Origin of the sequence: Lichenihabitans sp. Uapishka_5, from assembly GCF_033947565.1 — a bacterium.
GTDB lineage: Bacteria > Pseudomonadota > Alphaproteobacteria > Rhizobiales > Beijerinckiaceae > Lichenihabitans.
Genome location: NZ_JARPVX010000005.1, coordinates 1 through 20,461, shown reverse-complemented (window position 1 = coordinate 20,461; position 20,461 = coordinate 1). Strand labels below are relative to the sequence as shown.

Below are 20,461 nucleotides of genomic sequence, written 5' to 3'. Positions count from 1 at the left end.
GATCGGTCGGTGGAACTCAGCTGCCGCGGCGCAGGGTCTTGAGGCGCTCGACGACGTGCCTGCAGGGCTCGGGGAGGACGTGCCTGATGCAAAGCGCATAGGCCGGGAGGACGATGCCGGGGAGCAGCAGAAGCTTCAGGGCGTCCGAGGCACGGTCTTCGACCAGCAACGTGGTTCCGAACACGATGGCTCCGCTCAGCAGAACGGGAGCGGCATAGATCCCGGTGAAGACACGCAGCGATATGCGCGTGACCCTGCGGAACACGACCAAGCTATAGGCCGGCTGGACCAGGACGTAATAGCCCGAGACCGCGACGGGAACGCCGTAGTCGGGATTGAGTAACGAACCAGCCACCACCAGCACGAAAAACGCCACCGCGGTGGCTGCAACATAGTGAAGGGCCCTGAGGAACTCCCCCCGGGCCGGCATGAGCGAGCCCACCACCCAGGATACGGCGTCGAAGGCGAGGCTGACGCTCAGGATCTGGATGAAGATCTTGGCCGACTGCCAGCGCTCGCCGAAGAACAGATGCAGGAGCGGGCCGGCGAGCGCCGCCTGAAGGAAGCAGGCCGGCATCACCACGATGGCCATGATGCGCGCCACCATCAGGGCGGCCCGCCCTTGCTGGACCGGATCGAGGTGGACCAGGGTGGGCAGCAGGATGCTTGTGACGCTGCCGGCGAGCAGGCGCATCGGCTGGCCGGCGATCCGGAACGCGAAATAATAAAGGCCGACCTGGCTCGCGGTCGCGGTCAGGCCGAAGACGATATAATCGCCCTGCCCCACCAGGAGGTTCAACAACCGGGTCAGCAGCACGGCCGAGGCCGACGGCAGGAGGACGCGCCACCTGCGAAACCTGCGACCGGCAAACGGCGACAAACCCGCCATGCGCCAAGCCGCCAAGCTGCGCAGGGCCGCGACGAACGGCAGCGCAAGGACGAAGCTGTAGACCCCGAAATGTGCGGTCGCCAGGGCGATCGAGCAGAGCGACGAGGCGACGATCTCGCCACAAACCAGGATGGTCTGCGAGCGCATCGCGAGCCTTGCCCTGATGACGGCGTTCGGCACCGTCGACAGGGCCGCGAGGGGGCTGGCGAGGGCCAGGCAGGCGATCAGCCAAAGTAAGTCGGGTTCGCCGTAGACGGAGGCGACCGCCGGAGCGATTGCAAGCAGGGTCGCCGCACTGGCCAGGGAGGCCAGCAGGCTCAACCAGAACGCCGTCGCGTACCACAGCCTCATGGCCTTGGTTCGCTGCATCAGGACGTCGTCGAGCCCAAGCTGGAACAAGGCGCTGACGAGCGAACTCACCGTCAGGGCCAGGCTGATCTGCCCGAAGTCGGCCGGCGACAACAGCCACGCAAGCACGACCTGCGTGCAGGATTGCAGGAGGCGTGCCGCGCCGTTCTGGCCAAGAAGCCAAAGCATGCTCCGCGTGGCGCGGTTCAGCCGCGTGGCGTCGATCCGCTCCGCAGGCGCCCCGACAAAACCCGCAGTCGGGCGGTTGGTCCTTGTGTCGGCCGACCATGTCCGATCGAGCGTCAACGCCGCGCCTCCGTAGGCTGTTGGGCGCTCAATGGATCGACAATGCCAGAAATGCGGCGACTTGGGTTCGGTGAAGTGCGGTTCGAGTCGTCGCGGCAGGCCCACGCTCGAACGATGCCAGCCCTGACCACGACATTCATTCTGCGTTGAGGTCCTTCGGAGATCGCATGGTGATAACCGAAGGCGAGGCAGCGTCGCCGTTCTCGAAAGGAGGAGGGCTCATCGCCTTTTGGGCACGCTCTGCTCACACGGGGCGTCCTTGTTCCGCACCAGCCGTCCGAGGCAGCAATCTCAGCCACTGCGAGCCGATCGACCGGTCCGATCAGCCGCGTGAGGCGGCGCAAACGACCGAGCACAGATCGCAACCCTCTCGGAACGTGCTCCCTCCCAGAAGGGCGAACGGCGACCCGAATGGACAAGCGGTTGATCAAGCGAGCGAGCCCGACCATGCGCCTGTTTCGGCCAGGGTTTTCGATACCCGCCGATCCTTGCACCGGGCGGAACTCCACCGGCTCCCCAATAGCCAGGTCTATTGACATATGCTGGTGATCAATCGACAAATGTCGGATCGCTAGATAGCCAAGTAGCGTTTCCTGCGAACTATTTGGTCAAGATGCCCTCACCCGGAGCGGGGAGTTGGCGCCAGACCGGCAGGATGGCTCCCGCCACGATGCGGAACGGCCAGGGATGTGACGAGGATCAAGCAAGCGAATGCAGCGCTTCATCAATGACCCTGACCGTGTGGTGGAAGACACCGTCAGCGGCTTCGCCAAAGCCCATGGCGACCTCATCCGGCTCGGCGACAACCCGCGCGTCGTGATCGCGACGCAAGCGCCCGTCGCCGGCAAGGTGGGCGTGGTGACGGGCGGCGGATCGGGCCACGAGCCGGCATTTATCGGCTACGTGGGGCACAACATGCTCGACGCCGTTGCGGTCGGTGAATTGTTCTCCTCGCCAACCGCCAAGAGCTTCCATGATGCCTTCAAGGCTGCGGACGGTGGCGCGGGCGTGGTCTGCCTTTATGGCAACTATGCGGGCGACAACATGAACGTGAAGATGGCCACGCGGCTGGCCGCCAAGGACGGCATCACGGTCGCCACCGTGGTGGCCAACGACGACGTTTGTTCGGCCGGACCCGACGAGCGCGAAAAGCGTCGCGGCGTTGCGGGCGAGATTTTCATGTGGAAGTGCGGAAGCGCCAAGGCGGCCGCTGGCGCCGACCTCGAGGCCGTCCGCGCCACGGCCCAGAAGGCCATCGACAACTGCCGTTCGATCGGCGTCGGCCTGGGTCCCTGCACGCTGCCGGCCGTGGGCCATCCGAACTTCGCTATCGAGGCCGGCACCATGGAGGTCGGCATCGGGCATCACGGCGAGCCGGGCATCCGGGTCGAGGCGCTGAAGACCGCGGCCGAGGTCGCGCGCGACATGTGCAAGATCGTGCTCGACGACCATGATCTTCCCGCCGGCCGGGAGGTCGCGGTGTTGCTGTCGGGGCTCGGGGCCACGCCACTCAACGAGCTCTACATCCTCAACGACACAGTCGCAGCGGAAATCGCGGCACGCGGCTTGACGGTGCACCGGACGTTCGTTGGCAATTACTTCACCTCGCTCGAAATGGTCGGGGCGACCCTGACCGTGATGGCACTCGACGACGAATTCAAGACGTTGCTCGACGTCCCCGTCCGTTGCCCGGCCCCGTTCTGATCGACGCGCTTCCAGAAGTGGAGAAGCCCATGCAACACTTCAGCGACGCGGGGGCCGGCGACCTGGTGCTCGCCATGGCGGACCGGATCATCGCCAACAAGGCTTATCTCAGCGAAATCGACGGCAAGATCGGCGACGGCGACCACGGCGTGAACATGGCCAAGGGCTTCGGCATGGCAGCCGACCGCCTGCGGGGCGGCACCCCCAGCCTGTCCGAGGCGCTCGACGCGCTCGGCACCGTGCTGATGGGCGAGATCGGCGGCTCCATGGGGCCGCTCTATGGCGTAATGTTCACGGGCTTCGCCGAGGCACTGAAGGGCGACGGCACCATCGATGCAAACACCTTCAGTCGCATGCTCCATGCCGGGCTCGGCGAGGTTCAGGCCATCGGCGGCGCCAAGGTCGGCGACAAGACCCTGCTCGATGCGCTGGTCCCCGCGATCCAGGCCTTCGATGCGGCCGTCGCGTCCGGCGCTTCCTTCGCGGTGGCGCTTTCGGCACTGACGAAAGCGGCCGACGAAGGCCGCGACAGCACGGTGGACCTCGTGGCCAAGCTCGGCCGCGCCAGCCGGCTCGGGGAACGCTCGCGCGGCGTGCTCGATGCGGGTGCGACCTCCTGTGCGCTCATCCTGAGCACCCTCGCCGAGGGTGCTACCGCGAAGCTCGCGTCCTGAACGTCGCCGTCCCCAGCGGACTCGGTCCCGGCGCCTGCCGGCTACGCGGCGTGATGCGCGTCGCATGAGCGTGGCCGCGCTGCGCAAAGGCAGACCTGCCCTAGGGGCAGCCTCCGGGCCATCGCCCGACGTCCCGCTCCGTTTCGGCGACGACCCGTTCGTGTGGGCCTGTTGGCTTTATTATGAGGACCGGCTGACCCAGGGCGAGATCGCCGATGTCATGGGCATTTCGCGAGCCACGGTGAACAGCTATCTGGCGGAAGCGCGCGAGCGCGGCATCGTCAATATTTCGCTCGACCCCAAGCGCTTGGCGGCGCTCTCGGTCGCCGAAGAGTTGAAGCGGCATTTCGGTCTACACGACTGCTTTATCATCCCAGACGACGGTGCGGCGCGCCCCGCCATCGAGCGGCTCGGCGCGGCCGGCGCGCAGGTGTTGGCCCGCATGGTGCGGTCGGGAGACGTCGTGGCCGCCGTTTGGGGCCGCACTGTGCTGTCGGTTGCCAAGCACCTGCGCGTCAGCGGCCTGCAAGACGTCACCGTGGTGCAGGCCACCGGAGGCATGGCGGCGGATGTACCCTACACGCCCGAGCGCTGCGCGACGGCGCTCGCCGAGGCTCTTCACGGGCGCATGGTGCCGATTGCCGCCCCGGCTATCGTGGCCGATGCCGCCGTCCGCCGCCTGCTGATCGACGAGCCTCTGGTGAAGCAGCAGCTGACGCAGTTGCGGCAGGCCAGTCGCGCCGTGCTGGGCGTGTCGTCGTTGCGACCCGAATCGACGCTGCATGCCAGCGGCTTCTTCGATGCGGTGTCGCTGACGAATTATCTTGCGCGCAACGCCGTCGGAGTCGTGGCGGGGCGCTTCATCGATGCCCAAGGCCGGCCGGTGACGGGCCCGCTCGACGAGCGCATGATCGGCCTCGAATTGCCGGACCTCCAATCGATAGACCGGCGCATCGCGGTCGCGGGCGGCTTCGACAAGGTGCCTGCAATCTTGGCGGCGCTGCGCGGCCGGCTCGTCAACGTCCTGGTCACCGATGCCGCCACGGGTCAGGGCATCCTCAACGCCGATGGCGCTGCGCGGATTACCGGGCGGTCTTCGGTGACGCGTTTGCCGGCTGAGGCCCCTGCGGCAGGGCCGAGACTTCTGGCCAAGAAGTTCCTCAACGACCCGGATGACGTCGTCGACGAGATGCTGGACGGCGCGATCGCGGCGCACCGCACTCACCTGACGGCGATCAAGGGGACGCGCCGGGCCTTCCGGGCCATCAAGGGGCCACGCACCGGCAAGGTCGGGCTGGTGATCGGGGGTGGTGCGGGGCACGAACCCTGTTTCCTGGGCTATGTCGGTCACGGCATGGCCGATGCGGTCGCGGTCGGCAATGTGTTCTCATCGCCGCCGCCAGACCCGATCGTGTGTGCCGCCCATGCGGCGTCGGGCGGTGCGGGCGTGCTGCTGGTCCATGGAAATTATGCCGGCGACATCATGAATTTCGAGATGGCGGCCGATCGTATTGCCGCCGATGGCATCGAGGTCCGCACCGTGGTGACGACCGACGACGTCGCTTCCTCGCCGATCGAGGATCGCCAGGGCCGGCGCGGCACGGCGGGCAACGTCTTTGTATTCAAGATCGCCGGCGCGGCCTGCGATCTTGGCTTGCCGCTCGAGCGCTGCGAGGCGCTCGCCCGCAAGGCCAATGCCCGCACCTTCTCGGTGGGGGTCGCGCTCGAGCCCTGCGCGATGCCGCATACGCGGCGCTACAATTTCACCATCGGACCTGACGAGATGGAGATGGGCGTCGGCATCCATGGCGAACCCGGCATCGTCCGACAATCGATCGGTACCGCGGATCAGACCGTCGATGCGATGATGGACCCAATCCTGGCCGAGATGGTAGCCGCGCGGGGCGACCGCGTGGCGGTGCTGGTCAACGGCTTCGGAGCGACGCCGCTGATGGAGCTCTACCTGCTGTTCCGCCGGGTGTCGCAGCGGCTGACGGTGAAGAACATCGATGTCGCGGCGAGCCTCGTCGGGTCTTATTGCACAGCGCTCGACATGGCCGGCGCGTCGATCTCGCTGCTGCATCTCGACGATGAACTGGCCGGCCTCCTGCAGCATCCCTGCGATACGCCCGCCTGGCGGACCGGGACGGGTTCGCCATGATGGGGCCCGCACAAGCACAGAGGCCGCCCGAGCGCAATGGGTCGCTGCCATCGGGCGCGGCGGCGGGGCTGATCCGCCTGTTCGGCCGGATCGCTGAGGCGGTAGAGCACGAGAAGGACAGGCTCGGAGTCCTCGACGGCGCCATCGGTGACGCCGATCACGGCATCACCATGGCGCTCGGGTTCCGGGCCGTCATCGTGGCGCTGCGCCGCCTCGACCCAGCTCAAGCCACCCCATCGGACGTCTTCGACAGCGCGGCCGCGGCTTTCCTCGACGCGGTCGGCGCCTCGACGGGCCCGCTCTATGCGGCGGGTCTCGGAAGCGCGGCCCGTTCGCTCGAAGGCTGCATCCGGTTCGACGCCGCGGCGCAAGCCGCCATGCTGGCCGCAATCGGATCGGGCATTCAGCGCCGGGGCAAGGGGCAGCGTGGCGACAAGACCATGCTGGACGTCTGGTTGCCGGCCGCGGATGCGGGTGAGGCGGCCTTGCGGGCTGGCGCGGATCGGCCGGCCTTCTGGGCCAGGGTCGCGGAGGCCGCGTCGGCAGGCGCCGAGGGTACGCGATCCATGGTGGCGGCCCGGGGTCGCGCGGCTCGCCTCGGCCAGCGCTCCCTCGGCCATCTCGACCCCGGCGCGGCATCGGCCGCCATCATCATCGAAGCCATGCGAACGGAGTTCGGGGCAGCATGACGACCGCGACTGAACCCCTCCTGCGCGTCGAAGGATTGCGCAAATCCTATGGCGGCGTCGTCGCGCTCCGGGACGGCCGCTTCGCGCTCGCCCCAGGGTCGGTGCATGCGCTTTGCGGCGGCAACGGCGCCGGCAAGTCGACCTTCCTGTCCATCCTGATGGGCATCCGCAAGCGTGACGGCGGCACGATCTGGCGGCGTGGCGTGGAGGTCGACTTCGCGAACCCGGCCGAGGCGCTGGCTTCCGGGATCGCCATCATCGAGCAGGAGCTCAGCCCCGTCCCGCATATGACGGTGGCGGAAAACATCTATCTCGGACGCGAACACGCCGGGCGCTTCGGAGGCATCGACTTCCGAGCCATGAACAAGGCCGCGCAGGCGCTTCTCGACACGCTCGCATTCGACATCCGCGCCACCCAGACCATGGCGACCCTGTCGGTCGCCGAAATGCAGCTCGTCGAGATCGCCAAGGCACTGAGCCACGACGCCGAAGTCATCTTCATGGACGAGCCGACCTCGGCGCTCGGCGAACGGGAGGCCCAGCACCTGTTCGCGGCGATCGGGCGCCTGAAAAGCCAAGGCCGCGGCATCGTCTACGTGTCGCATCGGTTGTCCGAAATATTTCAGATTGCCGACAGCTATACGGTGTTCCGTGACGGCGCCTACGTGGGCGACGGCGCCCTGGCGGACGTCGACCGGCAGGGCCTCATCAAGATGATCGTCGGGCGCGACCTCGGCGAAGAATACATCAAGACCAATGCGCCGACCGAAGCCGTGGGGCTGGAGGTCAGAGGCCTGACCAGCCCCGGTCGGATCGACGACATCTCGTTCGAGGTGCGGAAGGGCGAGATCTTCGGCATCTATGGCCTGATGGGCTCTGGCCGGACGGAGATCTTCGATGGCCTGTTCGGCCTCGACCCAAAGGCGTCGGGACAGATCCTGCTCGATGGCGCTCCGACCCGGATCGCCAAGCCCGCTGACGCCATGGCCGAAGGCCTGGCGCTCGTCACCGAGGATCGCAAGAAGACGGGCCTCAACCTGTCGGACTCGGTTCGCGCCAATATCGCGTTGGCGAGCCTGCCCGAGATGAGCCCCGCCTTCGTGATGCGAGGCGCCACGGAGGAAGCCGCGAGCCAGGCGATGATCGAGCGCTTCGGCATCAAGGCCGCGCGGGACCGCATGTCGGTGTCCGGGCTTTCGGGCGGCAATCAACAGAAGGTCGTGTTGGGCAAGTGGTTCCTGCGCAACCCCCGCGTGCTGCTGCTTGACGAGCCGACCCGCGGCGTCGATGTCGGGGCGAAACGCGAGATCTACCGCATCATCTGCGATTTCGCGGCCGCGGGCGGCACCGTGGTGATGATTTCGTCGGAGATCGACGAGGTGCTCGGCCTGTCGGACCGCATCATGGTCATGCGCAGCGGCCGCTCCGTTGCCACGCTCGATCGTCGCGACGCCAATGCGGCGTCGCTCGTCCATCTGTCCACCTGACCGTCGTCGAGCTTCGGGGCGCAACGGGAGTGAGTGCGCGTGTCTGATACCACCAAAAAATCGACACAGGGCTGGTTCGGATCGGACCGACGCCGCCTGTTGATCCAGGAATACGGCATCTTCATCGCGTTCGTGATCCTGGTCGCAGTGTTGGCGGCATCGAACCAGTTCTTCCTGACGCCGGGCAACATCTCGAACATCCTGCTGCAGACGTCGATCAACGGCGTCCTGGCGATCGGCATGACCTTTGTCATCCTGACCCGCGGCATCGACCTGTCAGTGGGCTCGGTCGCGGCCCTCGCGGGCATCGTCAGCGCAAGCTTCGTCACGGCCTCGGCCTCGGCCACCGTGCCGGGCGGGCCTTATCCGATGGTCGTGGCGCTCGCGATCGGCATCGGGGTCGGCGTCGCCAGCGGCGCCATCATCGGCGTGATCGTGTCGCGCTTCGCGGTACCGGCCTTTGTGGCGACACTCGGCATGCTGTCGGCCGCGCGCGGGCTGACCCTGATCTACGGGGGCGGCCGACCGGTCCCGAGCCTGACGCCGGCATTCCGATGGATCGGCACCGGCAACCTGTTCGGCATTCCGCTGCCGGTTGTCATCCTCCTCTTCGTGTTCGCCGTGTCCTGGTTCGTGCTCACCCGCACGCGGTTCGGCCGCTACATCTACGCCGTGGGCGGCAACCCCCATGCGGCGGTAACGTCCGGCATCAACGTCGTGCGGATCCGCTTCGCTGTCTACGTCATCTCGGGCGCGCTGGCCGGCTTGGCAGGCATGATCCTGTCGGCCCGGACCGGGTCGGCACTGCCGCAGGCCGGCATCGCCTATGAGCTCGACGCCATTGCGGCCGTAGTCATCGGCGGCACAAGCCTTTCGGGCGGCGTCGGCCGCGTCACCGGCACCCTGATCGGCGCGCTGATCATCGGCGTGATGAACAACGGCCTCGATCTCTTGGGGATCGAGTCCTACTACCAACAGATCCTCAAGGGCGCGCTGATCGTCGGCGCCGTCATGCTGGATCAAAAAAGAAACCAAGGGGCCTGAACGCTCCGTGGCTGCGGTCGGCAACAAAGTCGGCTGAACGGCGACCCATCAGGCGATGCGGTCGATAACCCTCGAGGGAGGACACACGATGAAGAAGCTATTGATCGCGCTTGCGATGAGCACCGCGGCCTTTGCGGCTCCGGCCTCGGCGGCGCCGGCCTCGGCGGCGCCGAAGTTGAAGATCGGCGCCACGGTCTACGGCCTCAATGCCGAATTCATGCAGATCTGGACTTCGGCGCTGAAGCAGCATCCGGCCGTCAAGAGCGGCGAGGTCGAGGTCACGGTGTTCGATGGTCGCTACGATGCACTGGTCCAGCAGGAACAGTTCAACACGATGATTACGCAGAAATACGATGCCATCATCTTCGTGCCGATGGACGTCGAGGCGGGCGCCGCGGCCGTGCAGGCGGCCCATGACGCCAAGATCCCAGTGGTCGGTTCCAACGCCCGCGTCAATTCCGACCTGCTCACGGCCTATGTCGGATCGAACGATGTCGAGGCGGGCGAGCTCGAAGGCAAGGCTGTGCTCGACAAGATCGGCTGCAAGGGCAATGTCGTGATCATCGAAGGCCCCATCGGCCAGTCCGGCCAGATCCAGCGCCTCGAAGGCAACCAGAAGGCCCTCAAGGCGTGTCCGGATGTGAAAGTGCTTGAGATGCAGACCGCCAACTGGTCGCGCGCCGAAGCCCAGAAGCTGATGGAGAACTGGCTTGTTTCGCACAAGGGCCAGATCAACGGCGTCATCGGCCAGAACGACGAGATGGCACTCGGCGCCATCGAGGCCATCAAGGCGGCGGGCCTCAACGACAAGGACTTCGCCATCGCGGGCATCGACGGCGTGACGGACGCCATCAACGCTGTGAAGACGGGCGACATGGCGTCCATCCTGCAGGACGCCAATGCTCAGGCGCAAGGCTCGCTCGACATCGCCATCAAGGCGGTGAAGCCCGACTACCAGCCGCAGTCGCCGATCTGGAAGCAATACCCCTCGATGGGCTGGGCCGACGGTACGGCCAAGAACTACCTGGTGCCCTGGACGCCTGTGACGACCGGCAACGCCGACCAACTGCTCGAAGCCCGCACGAAGCTTTGATCATCGGCTGGGGCGGCGCTGGCCGCCCCAGCCCCACATGAAAGGCAGCAAGGACGATCCGCATGAGCGACGAACTCCCACCCCTCGATCTCAACTTCGGCATGGCCGGCAAGGTCGCCCTGGTGACCGGCGCCTCGTCGGGCATCGGATGGGCCATCGCCTCCGCCTTTGCGGCCAAGGGTGCCACGCTTGCCTTGCTCGACATCCAGGTCGAGGCGGCCGAAACCAGGGCCGCGAGCCTCGGCCAGGGCGCCAAGGCTTTCCGGTGCGACGTGTCCGATGCGCAGTCGGTCAAGACAGCGGTGGCCGCGGTGGCGGAGGCCTTCGGGTCCGTCGATGTTGCGGTCAACAGTGCCGGCATCGTAGCCCTGGCGCCTGCCGAGGATCTTGGCGTGGATGCCTGGGACCGGACGATCGCCATCAACCTGAAGGGCAGCTTCCTCGTATCCCAGGCCGTTGGTCGTATGATGATCGCGGCCGGGCGAGGCGGGCGCATCATCAATCTCGCGTCGCAGGCCGGCACCGTGGCGATCGAGGATCACGCCGCCTATTGCGCGTCGAAATTCGGCGTCATCGGCTTGTCGAAGACGCTTGCCGCCGAATGGGGTCGTCACAAGATCACGGTCAACACCATCTCGCCCACCGTGGTCCTGACCGATCTCGGCCGCCAAGCCTGGAGTGGCGAAAAGGGCGAAGCCGCCAAGAAGCGCATCCCGTCCGGTCGCTTCGCTTATCCGGAAGAGATCGCTGCAGCCGCTGTATTCCTCGCGTCGGACGCCGCCGCCATGATCAACGGCGCCGATCTCCTGGTCGACGGTGGCTACACCATCGTTTGATCGCAATCGCGGCGGTCGTCGTGCTCGGCGCTTCGATCGTCGATGGTGTGCCAGCCTCGCTGCAGCGCTCGCAGGCAACCGGAGCGGTGGGATCCCAACACTGCGCGGTCCATCTCCATTGCGACTTGCTGGCCCACGCTCCTGAGATGGTGCATGTCGTGATCGCCTGATGCTGTCCTTTGCAAGGGAAGCAGAACCGGGGATCCTTGATGGCGAAACTTCGCGACATCGGCTGCCGATGGTCTAGCGTGCGGAGGCTTCACTAGGGACGATCCGATCGTGACAGGCTTGGCCGATACTGCCGCATGCGGCGCACCGTCAACGGCCGCGTACTCAAACGCGGGTGGCTGCTTGTGAGCGACGACAGCCTCCACACCATGACGAAGAAGACGTTCGTGCCCGTTTGCGCCATTGGCGCTTCGGCGGGCGGCGTCACGGCCTTGCAGGGGTTGCTGCGTCAGCTTCCGAGCACCCTTGGGCTCGCCTATGTGGTCATTATCCACCTTTCGCCCGATCAGCCCAGTGCGCTGACCGAGATCCTGTCGGTCTGCACCCGCATGCCGGTTTTGCGGGTCGACGACGGGCCGACCCTGCGGCCCAACTGCGTCTACGTCATTCCGCCTGATCGCGAACTGGTGATCGAGGGCGACAGCGTCACGTCCCGCGCCTTTACCGAACCGCGCGGCCATCGAGCGCCGATCGACATGTTCTTCCGCTCCATCGCGGCCGCCCGGGGTGACGGCATCGCCATGGTCCTGTCGGGCGCCGGTGCGGATGGCGCCGCGGGCGTCCGTGCCGTCAAGGAAGCCGGCGGCGTCATTATGGTGCAGGAGCCGGCCGAGGCCGACTTTCCCTCCATGCCGCAAAACGCCATCGCGTCGGGCGTCGCCGATTTCGTGGCGCCGCTGGCGCGCCTGGCCGAGCGGCTGGCCGAGGTGGCGCATAGCAAGGAAGCGGTCCGCTCGCTCGACATGGACGGGGGCGCCAACGACCTCCGGCGCATCGTGGCGTTCCTGCGGGCCCGCACCGGCCACGATTTTTCCGGCTACAAGCGCGCTACGGTAATGCGACGCGTGGTGCGGCGCATGCAGGTGTGCCGCACAGACGCTCGACGCCTATGCGGATTACCTGATGACCACGCCGGAGGAGGCAAAGGAGCTCTTTTCCGATCTGCTGATCTCGGTCACGAGCTTCTTCCGCGACGCCCCCGCCTACGCGGCCATGGAACGGCGGGCCGTCAACGCGATCTTCGACGATCTCGACCCCGAGCGGGAAGAAGGTGTCCGGGCCTGGGTGGTGGGATGCGCCACGGGCGAAGAAGCCTACAGCCTCGCCATCCTGTTCCACGAAGAAGCGGCGCGGCGCAAGCTGCACCCCCAGGTGCAGATCTTCGCGACCGACCTCGATGAAGGCGCCCTCGCGACGGCCCGCGAAGGGCGCTATCTCCGCACCATCGAAAACGACGTGTCCGAGGAGCGCCTCGCCCGTTTCTTCATCGACGAGGGCACGCATTACCGGGTTCGCAAGGAACTGCGCGAAAGCGTGTTGTTCGCCACCCATAGCGTGATCAAGGAGCCGCCGTTCCTCCGGCTGGATCTCGTCAGCTGTCGCAACCTGCTGATCTACCTGGAACGCTCGCTGCAGCAGCAGCTATGCTCCATCTTCCACTATGGCCTGAAGCCCGGTCGTTACCTGTTCCTCGGCTCGGCCGAAACGGCCGACGTGGCGACGGATTTGTTCATGCCGCTGGACCGGGAAGCCCGCATCTACGGGGCCCGCCCGCATGCGGTGCAGACGCTGCCGGTGCTGCCGCAATTCGCGGCTCCCGAGCGCTATATCGGCACCAGCCTGCCGACCCGGGTTCCGGTCGAGCGGACGGGCCTGCCGGCCGCCACGCATGTCGCAGCATTGGAGCGGACGGCGCCGGCGAGCGCGCTTGTCGACGATGAGCAGAAGGTCGTCCATCTGTCGCCAAGCGTCGGGCGCTTCATCCTGCTTCCTGCCGGGCCGATCCCGAACCTGTTGCCGTCCATGGTGCGCCCGGAACTGCGCCTGGATCTCCGCCTGGCCCTGGTGCGGGCGCTCGAAGCCCAAGAACCTACCCTGACCCATCCGACCATCGCGGTGCTGGACGGCGAGCGGCGCCGGGTGTCCATGCATGTGATGCCCGTGCCGGTTCAGGAACACATGGGTGCGCAGGCGTTGGTGTTCTTCCTCGATGGGGGCAGCGTCCCGGACGCCGAAGCCTACCAGGCCGCGGCCGACACCCAGCCCGGCGAAGTCCAGCGCCTGCTCACCGAACTCAAGGCCATGCAGGAAGCCCTGGTGGCCAGTCGCGGCGGGCACGAAGCCACGGTACAGGACCTGCGGGCCACCAACGAGGAGCTGCAATCCACCAACGAGGAATACCGCTCGACCGCGGAAGAGCTGGAAACCTCGAAGGAAGAGCTTCAGTCGATCAACGAGGAACTGCACACCGTCAACGCCGAGATGAAAAGCAAGCTATCGAGCATCTCGGTCGCTCACAGCGACCTGCAGAACCTGACCACGTCCACCGATATCGGAACGCTGTTCCTTGATGGCGACCTGCGCATCAAGATGTTCACGCCGCCGATCGCGGAGTTGTTCAATGTCACCAGGGCGGATATCGGTCGTGTCGTGACGGACTTCACCCACCGCCTCGAATATGACGGGATCGAGGATGACGCGCGCCGGGTGCTGAGCGACCTGAGCCCGATCGAGACGGAGGTTCGCAGCAAGAACGGGCGATGGTACGTGGTGCGCCTGCGGCCCTATCGCACGATCGAGGATCGCATCGACGGCACTGTCGTCAGTTTTGTCGACATCACGGCGCGGCGCGAGGCCGAACAGGCGCTGATCCGCTCGGAAGAGCAACTGCGCGCGCTGGTGCGGGCCAGCTCCCAGGTGTTGTATCGCATGAGTCCGAATTGGGACGAGATGCGTGAACTGGTGGGCGGCGGCTTCTTGCCCGACACCAATAGCCCCGACGAGAGCTGGCTGTTGCGTTATATTCCCGAAGACGACCATGCTCGGGTGCGCTACGCCGTCCAGGCGGCCATAGACGCAAAGGCCGTCTTCGAGTTGGAGCACCGGGTGCGAAGCGTGGGGGGCGCGCTAGGTTGGACGCTTTCGCGCGCCATCCCGGTGTTCGACGACGCCGGCAACATCGTCGAGTGGTTCGGCTCGGCCTCGGAGGTAACGGGGCGCAAACACGCCGAAGATGCCTTGCGCGAGAGCGAGGAGCGCTTGCGCCAATTCGGAGAGGCGTCGCAGGACGTACTCTGGATCCGCGACGCGGATACGCTGCAGTGGACCTATCTCACGCCGGCCTTCGAGACGATCTATGGCTTGAGTCGGGTCGAGGCCCTGTCTGGCGACAACTATCGGAACTGGGTTGACCTGATCCTGCCGGAGGACAGGGCCTATGCCGTCAAGAGCATCGAGCAGGTGCGAGAGGGCGGACACGTCACTTTCGAATATCGGATCAGGCGTCCGCTCGATGGGGAGGTGCGGTGGCTTCGCAACACCGATTTCCCCATGCGCGACCCTGACGGGCAGGTGCGGCAGATCGGCGGCGTCGGTCATGACGTGACCGAGCTCAAGCGGGTCGAGGCGGCGCTACGGGACAGCGAGGGCCGGCTGCGCACCTTGATCGAGGGGGTGCCGCAGTTGATCTGGCGATCCTGCGCCCAAGGGCGATGGACCTGGGCCAGCCCGCAGTGGCTCGACTACACCGGGCAGACCCAAAAGGAAAGCCACGGCCTTGGCTGGCTTGCCGTGGTGCATCCAGACGACCATGCCGTGACCGAGATGGCCTGGCAGGATGCAGACCCGCACGGCCGCTTGAATACGGAATTCCGGGTGCGGCGGGCAAGCGATGGGACCTGGCGCTGGCATCAAACCCGCTCGGTGCCGGTGCGTGCGACTCCCAAGCCGAACGAGACCGCTGGACCCATCATCGAATGGCTGGGCACCACGACGGATATTGAAGACCTGAAGCGCCTGCAGGGCCAGCAGCACGTGCTGGTGGGAGAATTGCAGCACCGGACCCGCAACCTCCTGGCGGTGGTGCGTAACGTCGCCCGTCGCTCCATCGACGCGTCGGCCGGCCGGGACGAATATGACGCCCGCCTCGCGGCTCTTGGCCGGGTGCAGGGCTTCCTGTCGCGATCGACCGCCTATGCGGTGCCCTTGGCCGATGTTGTGGCGGCAGAACTCCACGCGACTGGCGACGGCGCGGCCGACAAGGTCGTGGTGGGCGGACCTGCTGTGGTTCTGCCTGGGGAAAGCGTCCAGGCGGTTGCCCTCGCGCTGCACGAACTGGCCACCAATGCCGTGAAATACGGCGCCATCGCTCAACCGGCCGGCCGGCTGTCCGTCACGTGGCAATTGGACGACCGCGACGATGGCCGGCGCTTGGTCATCGACTGGCACGAGACGGGGGTCGTCATGCCGGAAGGCCTGCCCGAACGCCGCGGCTATGGCACTGAATTGATCACCCAGGCGCTCCCCTACCAGTTGCACGCCGAGACGGCTTTGGAATTCACGCCCGATGGTGTGAGATGCCAGGTGATCCTACCCAGCAGCGCATTTAGGAGTCCTGTGTCGGAGGAATTTGCATGAGCGAACTGGCATCGACGGACCTGCATGGTCGTCGTATCCTGGTGGCGGAAGACGAGTACATGATCGCGCAGGAGATCGTCGATGCGTTGTCGGACGTCGGCGCGACGATCCTCGGGCCTGTTTCGCGCCTGAAGGACGCCATACGACTGCTTACCATGGAGAACCGGATCGACGGCGCACTGCTGGACGTCAACCTGTCGAATGAGGCGATCTGGCCGGTGGTCGACGCGCTTCAGGCGCGCGCTGTCCCGCTGGTTCTCGCGACGGGCTATGATACGAGCGCGATTCCGGCCGCCTATGCGGGCCTGCCACGCTGCGAGAAGCCGGCAACGGGACAGGACCTCGCCCGCACCCTCGCCAAGGTCATCACCGACGTGACGCGCGGCTGATCGCCAGATTCATGCAGCCTTGCCGTAAATGGAAGGATCGTCAAACTGTCCCAAGGATGTTTCATTGAGTGCATTGCGACCGAGGGCTTCAGACATGATGTTCAGCACCCTGAAAGGCCGTCTCGTTTTCATTGTCGAGGATGAGTATTTTCTTGCCTTCGAATTGAAGGATGAATTCCTGGCCGCTGGAGCACGCGTACTCGGTCCCGCCCCTTCTGTCGAACAGGCACTCACGCTTCTCGCATCGGAGCCGCGGGTCGACGCTGCTATTTTAAATCTGAACCTGGGTGGCGAGATGTCGTTTCCCGTTGCCGAAGCCTTGTTGAGCCGTGGCATCCCGTTCGTGTTCACCACCGGCTATGGGGATGGCGCTCTCGACGAGCGTTACCCGCAGATCGCGCGATGTGAAAAGCCGACCAACATGCAGGCGCTCCACGCCGCCTTGACGACAGCCCTGACGCCTTGAGCGCGCCGGCCTTACGTCGGAAACGGGAGCGGCATCGCGATGGTGCACCGGACGCCTTCCGTCAAAAACTCGAGCGCGGTTTCAGCCTTGAGCTGGTAAGGCAGCATGCCTTCGATCACTTCCATGCCGAACCCCCGGAACGCTTGCGACGGCTCAGCTCTTTGTTGCCCGGTTTCGGCCCATACGAGGGTGAGACTACGCTCGGGTTCCGTCGTCAACGTCCATGACACATCGATGTGACCACCGGGAGCGGTCAAGGCTCCGAACTTGATCGCGTTCGTCGTGAGCTCGTGCAGCACGAGGCCGAGAAGTTCTGCCTGTTTCGGCTCGATCCGGACGGCAGGCCCTTGAACCGTGGCCCGTTCGCCTTCCTGGATCGCCTGGACGAGAAACTCGTCCGCCACGATCATCGCAAGGTCGGCTTGCCCGTCGGGGCTCGACAGCAGCCCTGTTTGAACGCGCAACAAGGCGTCGAACCGGCCTTCGAGATGAGCGACGAAATCAGCGACCGACGTTTTTCCGGTCGCCGAGCGGCGCATGATGGCGCGCATCAAACCAAGCGCGTTGCGCACCTGATGACGCAGCGTGCTCGGCGCTCCCCTTTCATTGAGCAGGCGGCGCAACCTCATGTTGTCGGCCTGGAGTTGGCCGATTTGACCGGCCTGATCGGCCTGATCGGCGTCTGACATCGTCGCTAGCCTTTTTGGGACGGGGAAGGGAGCAGGTGCAGGTAGTTGGGATTGAACAAGCCAAGAGCTTGCAGGGCAGGTTCGTCGTGAACGACGAGGCGTTTGCCCCGAACTTCCACCAACCCCATTGCCCGGATTTCCTGCAAGGTCCGATTGACATGAACCGGAGACAGGCCAAGCACATCGCCGAGATCCGCCTGCGTAATCGGCAGATCGCACTCGCATCCCTTGGTGAGCCCGACAGCCCGCATGCGAAGCAGCAGCTCGCAAAACAGGTGGGCCAGACGTTCGAGCGCCGTACGCCGCCCGAGATTGACGGTCCATTCACGCTGGATTTCAGCGCTGACCAGCATCTCGAGCCAGAATGCCTTGGAAAGGCTCGGGCTCGTCCGCGTGATCTCCAACATGTCCTTCTCGGCGATGCGGCCCAGGGTGACGGGCGTCAAAGTCCCGATGATGTGGCTCATGGCGTCGAGCGTGAACACGCAGGGATCGCACATGTCGCCGGGGACGAAGAGGGCGATGATCTGTCGGCGACCGTCCTCCAGATGCTTATAACGACAGGCCCAGCCCTCGAGAACGATGTTGAGGTAGCGTGCATGAACGCCTTCCTGGACCAGATCCGTGTGCGGCCGAATTCGTTCGACCCTCTGCATCGATGCATTCAGCCGTGCCTCGTCGTCAGCCGAGAAATTGCCGAGACTCTGGAATTTCCGAAAAACGAAGTTTGACAAGCAAATCCCCCCCGATGGCAGACTAGGGTGCTGTCTCCGCCCATACACTAACCTATGCTACATGCTGTTCCTTTCCGGGACGCTATTCGCATGCGCATGCGCTCGCGCAGCAAGCGTTCGAGGCCAAGGGGCGTGATCTGAACGCCACCCAGGACGATGGTGATGTAGCCTTGTCGGCGCAGGCCTTGGATCTTCTGCACTGGAGGAAACTTCAGCAGTTCAACGGGGCCGCAGGCTTCCTGCAGAATGACCAGATCCTCGGTGGAAAGCGGTGTTTCGGACGACGGGTCCAGGCGGATCGAGGGGGCTTGCACGCGTCACCGGCCATCGTTCACGTGGAGATCCGCTCCGTCTTGGGCGTCGTCCGGAAACCGTCCCAGGACGGCCAGGACAGCCAGGCGGCACAAGCGGCGTTCGTCGTTTTCGCCCTTGCGGGCCAGGCACATCACATGGTCTGCAACGGCGAGGCGAAGGTCGGTTTGTTCGGCTGCGGCGCCCACGATGCCGATGGCCTTGTCATAAGCACGGTTGATCGCCGCCACAGTCTCAGGTGCGAAGATGGATGTAGGCTGAGATATCGTCATTTCAACGAAGCTCCATGATGCCGACGATCATGGATAAGATCAACTCTCGAGCCTGTTCACTTACCCAGGTTAGAACAGGATGATTTATGCTCAACGTTCAAATCATGAAAAAGGCCCACCTTCAGAGAAGATGAGCCTTCCATCTGCAGACGATAAGGTGCTTGTGATATGAAGGTGCTTAATATCTGTGTTGACAACGAGCATGGAATACCCGTTTCAGCCTCGTGGTTGCAATAACATCAGATAAAGCGAGCGCCGAAACTTGCATTATTCTGGGTGCCATCGACGGTCTTTCGCCATAACGCCCTCTCGATCCGGTTCGCTTCGGGGGTTGCGCAGCTTGCCTGCAAGGATTGAACACCCTGCTGATCAAGCCAGAATGACGGCCGCCCAGACCAGCACGCAAGCGCCGGTCCACCCGACGATCCTCACCGTAGCCTTCAACGAAGCCCGCCACTCCAGATGAGGCAGAGATGGCAAACCGTGGGTCTGACCGATGACCGCGTGCAGACGAAGAGGTCGCCACGAAACCGCGATCGTTGACGCAAGCGCAATGATCATCACTGTGAAAACAAGCCGTCGCAGCATGAGGGATCCAAAGAGATGTTCCTTCAAGCGCGTAGATTACCGTGAACATGGTCGTGGCACGCTTGCCTATGACAGAGCGGGCATATTTTAAGCTGGGCGATTTGGCTTCCGGCCATCCGCAAACGCGAATTCCATCGGTTGTTATGACGGACCTTTGGCGCGTTCGACTGCCTTGGACTCCATGGCGGACGCGAGCGAGATCTACCGGCGGGATCGAGGTCGTCCCGAACAGAAAGGAGCGGCACACCCCTGATCGGTCATACGGATGCTGCTCAGGATCGCGCGCCAGCTTTGCGCGGCGCAGAGTGCGCCGCACCCCCGACAAACCGGCAGAATATCGCCTATGTGAGTGCAGGCTACAAACAACGCTGCCACCGTGCTGTTACTTAGCAGGGGGCTTTGCGATGAACGACAATTTCGACGGGCATCTTCTTGGTCAGCGTTCAAACCAGTCCGAAGACGCGTGGCTGATCCATCTTCAAGAGGTCCGGGCCGTCGGCGTCCGCGCTTTAGCTAAACCCGAAAGTCTCACCATGGGCGAAATCCAGGATATCGCCATGGGGTTCCTCATGGCCTCTGGCCATTTGAAGCGTAAGGCGTCCTCGTTGACCTGAACTTCGGATCAACAGATCCGCGCTATTCTCGACGCGTCCTGACCTTTAAAAAAGCTCGGAATGTTCTGTCGGCAACAGTGCAGGCGAGCGCAGCACTGACGGAACGTTGAACTGGTAAAATGCCTATTTTGCGATTTCGGCAATTTGGTCACGGCTTTCGGCGGCGGCCATGCAAAGCGTAAAACACGCCCATCGCCCCAGGTCGAGATTTCCAAACAGCCTTTATGAAGACATCGCCCCCCTGCCCCGCTCGCCAATCCGGAGGACATAGATGCGCTGAACCAGGCCGGTTCAGACTCTCGACCGAGCAATCAGTCACCAGTCACAACGTCTTTTCAGGCGTGATGCAAAGGGCTTTTCAACATTCTGAGCGGGGCGGGTTCGGTGGAGCGGCGCTCGCTCAGCTCACCTTAGCGCTCAAAGCAAAGAAGCCCTCGAGCCTCACGGCACGGGGGCTTCTTGATCTTTGGTTGCGGGGGCAGGATTTGAACCTGCGGCCTTCAGGTTATGAGCCTGACGAGC

At 64.7% G+C, this 20,461-nt stretch carries 17 protein-coding genes and 1 pseudogene; 13 read left to right on the top strand and 5 right to left on the bottom strand.

What is annotated here, in order from left to right; genetic code table 11:
• Positions 1-16 precede the first annotated feature (16 nt).
• Positions 17-1,426: an oligosaccharide flippase family protein gene (locus P7D22_RS03510; protein WP_319932828.1), complete on the bottom strand. Its 1,410-nt coding sequence runs from the start codon at positions 1,424-1,426 to the stop codon at positions 17-19.
• A gap of 828 nt (positions 1,427-2,254) precedes the next feature.
• Here P7D22_RS03510 and P7D22_RS03505 point away from each other — a divergent pair.
• From P7D22_RS03505 to P7D22_RS03450, 12 genes and pseudogenes are all read left to right on the top strand, one after another.
• Entirely contained in the window at positions 2,255-3,247 is a 993-nt protein-coding gene (locus tag P7D22_RS03505; RefSeq protein WP_319932827.1) for a dihydroxyacetone kinase subunit DhaK, read from the top strand.
• A 29-nt stretch (positions 3,248-3,276) separates the two neighbouring features.
• Positions 3,277-3,921 (top strand): dihydroxyacetone kinase subunit DhaL, encoded by a 645-nt coding sequence (gene dhaL, locus P7D22_RS03500; RefSeq protein WP_319932826.1) that lies wholly within the window; start codon positions 3,277-3,279, stop codon positions 3,919-3,921.
• 64 nt (positions 3,922-3,985) lie between these two features.
• Positions 3,986-6,082 carry a bifunctional sugar-binding transcriptional regulator/dihydroxyacetone kinase subunit DhaK gene (locus tag P7D22_RS03495; RefSeq protein WP_319932825.1) on the top strand — a complete coding sequence of 699 codons (2,097 nt, stop codon included), beginning with the start codon at positions 3,986-3,988 and terminating at the stop codon, positions 6,080-6,082.
• Positions 6,079-6,771 (top strand): dihydroxyacetone kinase subunit DhaL, encoded by a 693-nt coding sequence (gene dhaL, locus P7D22_RS03490; protein ID WP_319932824.1) that lies wholly within the window; start codon positions 6,079-6,081, stop codon positions 6,769-6,771. The genes P7D22_RS03495 and dhaL (P7D22_RS03490) overlap by 4 nt, the downstream gene beginning before the upstream one ends.
• Positions 6,768-8,258, top strand: coding sequence for a sugar ABC transporter ATP-binding protein (locus P7D22_RS03485; protein WP_319932823.1), 1,491 nt, complete (start codon positions 6,768-6,770; stop codon positions 8,256-8,258). Before dhaL (P7D22_RS03490) ends, P7D22_RS03485 begins: the two co-directional genes overlap by 4 nt.
• A 39-nt stretch (positions 8,259-8,297) precedes the next feature.
• A complete protein-coding gene (locus P7D22_RS03480) occupies positions 8,298-9,302 on the top strand; it encodes an ABC transporter permease (RefSeq protein ID WP_319932822.1) in 1,005 nt (334 codons plus the stop codon).
• Positions 9,303-9,390: 88 nt separating this feature from the next.
• Positions 9,391-10,395: a substrate-binding domain-containing protein gene (locus tag P7D22_RS03475; RefSeq protein WP_319932821.1), complete on the top strand. Its 1,005-nt coding sequence runs from the start codon at positions 9,391-9,393 to the stop codon at positions 10,393-10,395.
• A 62-nt stretch (positions 10,396-10,457) separates the two neighbouring features.
• Positions 10,458-11,231, top strand: a complete 774-nt coding sequence (locus tag P7D22_RS03470) for an SDR family oxidoreductase (protein WP_319932820.1) — start codon at positions 10,458-10,460, stop codon at positions 11,229-11,231.
• 305 nt (positions 11,232-11,536) lie between these two features.
• A pseudogene (locus P7D22_RS03465) lies at positions 11,537-12,277 on the top strand (chemotaxis protein CheB); the annotation flags it as partial.
• An 85-nt stretch (positions 12,278-12,362) separates the two neighbouring features.
• Positions 12,363-15,875: a PAS domain-containing protein gene (locus tag P7D22_RS03460; RefSeq protein ID WP_319932819.1), complete on the top strand. Its 3,513-nt coding sequence runs from the start codon at positions 12,363-12,365 to the stop codon at positions 15,873-15,875.
• Positions 15,872-16,264, top strand: coding sequence for a response regulator (locus P7D22_RS03455; RefSeq protein WP_319932818.1), 393 nt, complete (start codon positions 15,872-15,874; stop codon positions 16,262-16,264). Before P7D22_RS03460 ends, P7D22_RS03455 begins: the two co-directional genes overlap by 4 nt.
• A gap of 94 nt (positions 16,265-16,358) precedes the next feature.
• The gene (locus tag P7D22_RS03450; RefSeq protein ID WP_319932817.1) at positions 16,359-16,730 is read left to right on the top strand and encodes a response regulator; all 372 of its coding nucleotides are present in this window, start codon (positions 16,359-16,361) and stop codon (positions 16,728-16,730) included.
• A gap of 11 nt (positions 16,731-16,741) precedes the next feature.
• On the opposite strand, the gene P7D22_RS03445 is transcribed toward P7D22_RS03450, so the two are convergent.
• The 4 genes from P7D22_RS03445 to P7D22_RS03430 are packed head-to-tail and all read right to left on the bottom strand — an operon-like array spanning position 16,742 to position 18,737.
• Entirely contained in the window at positions 16,742-17,419 is a 678-nt protein-coding gene (locus P7D22_RS03445) for an HWE histidine kinase domain-containing protein (RefSeq protein ID WP_319932816.1), read from the bottom strand.
• A 5-nt stretch (positions 17,420-17,424) separates the two neighbouring features.
• Positions 17,425-18,153 (bottom strand): Crp/Fnr family transcriptional regulator, encoded by a 729-nt coding sequence (locus tag P7D22_RS03440; RefSeq protein ID WP_319932815.1) that lies wholly within the window; start codon positions 18,151-18,153, stop codon positions 17,425-17,427.
• Positions 18,154-18,200: 47 nt separating this feature from the next.
• Complete coding sequence (locus P7D22_RS03435; RefSeq protein ID WP_319932814.1) at positions 18,201-18,467, bottom strand: hypothetical protein; 267 nt, start codon at positions 18,465-18,467, stop codon at positions 18,201-18,203.
• A 3-nt stretch (positions 18,468-18,470) separates the two neighbouring features.
• Positions 18,471-18,737, bottom strand: coding sequence for a hypothetical protein (locus tag P7D22_RS03430; protein ID WP_319932813.1), 267 nt, complete (start codon positions 18,735-18,737; stop codon positions 18,471-18,473).
• Between the two features lie 992 nt (positions 18,738-19,729).
• Here P7D22_RS03430 and P7D22_RS03425 point away from each other — a divergent pair.
• Complete coding sequence (locus tag P7D22_RS03425) at positions 19,730-19,939, top strand: hypothetical protein (protein ID WP_319932812.1); 210 nt, start codon at positions 19,730-19,732, stop codon at positions 19,937-19,939.
• The last annotated feature ends 522 nt before the right edge of the window (positions 19,940-20,461 follow it).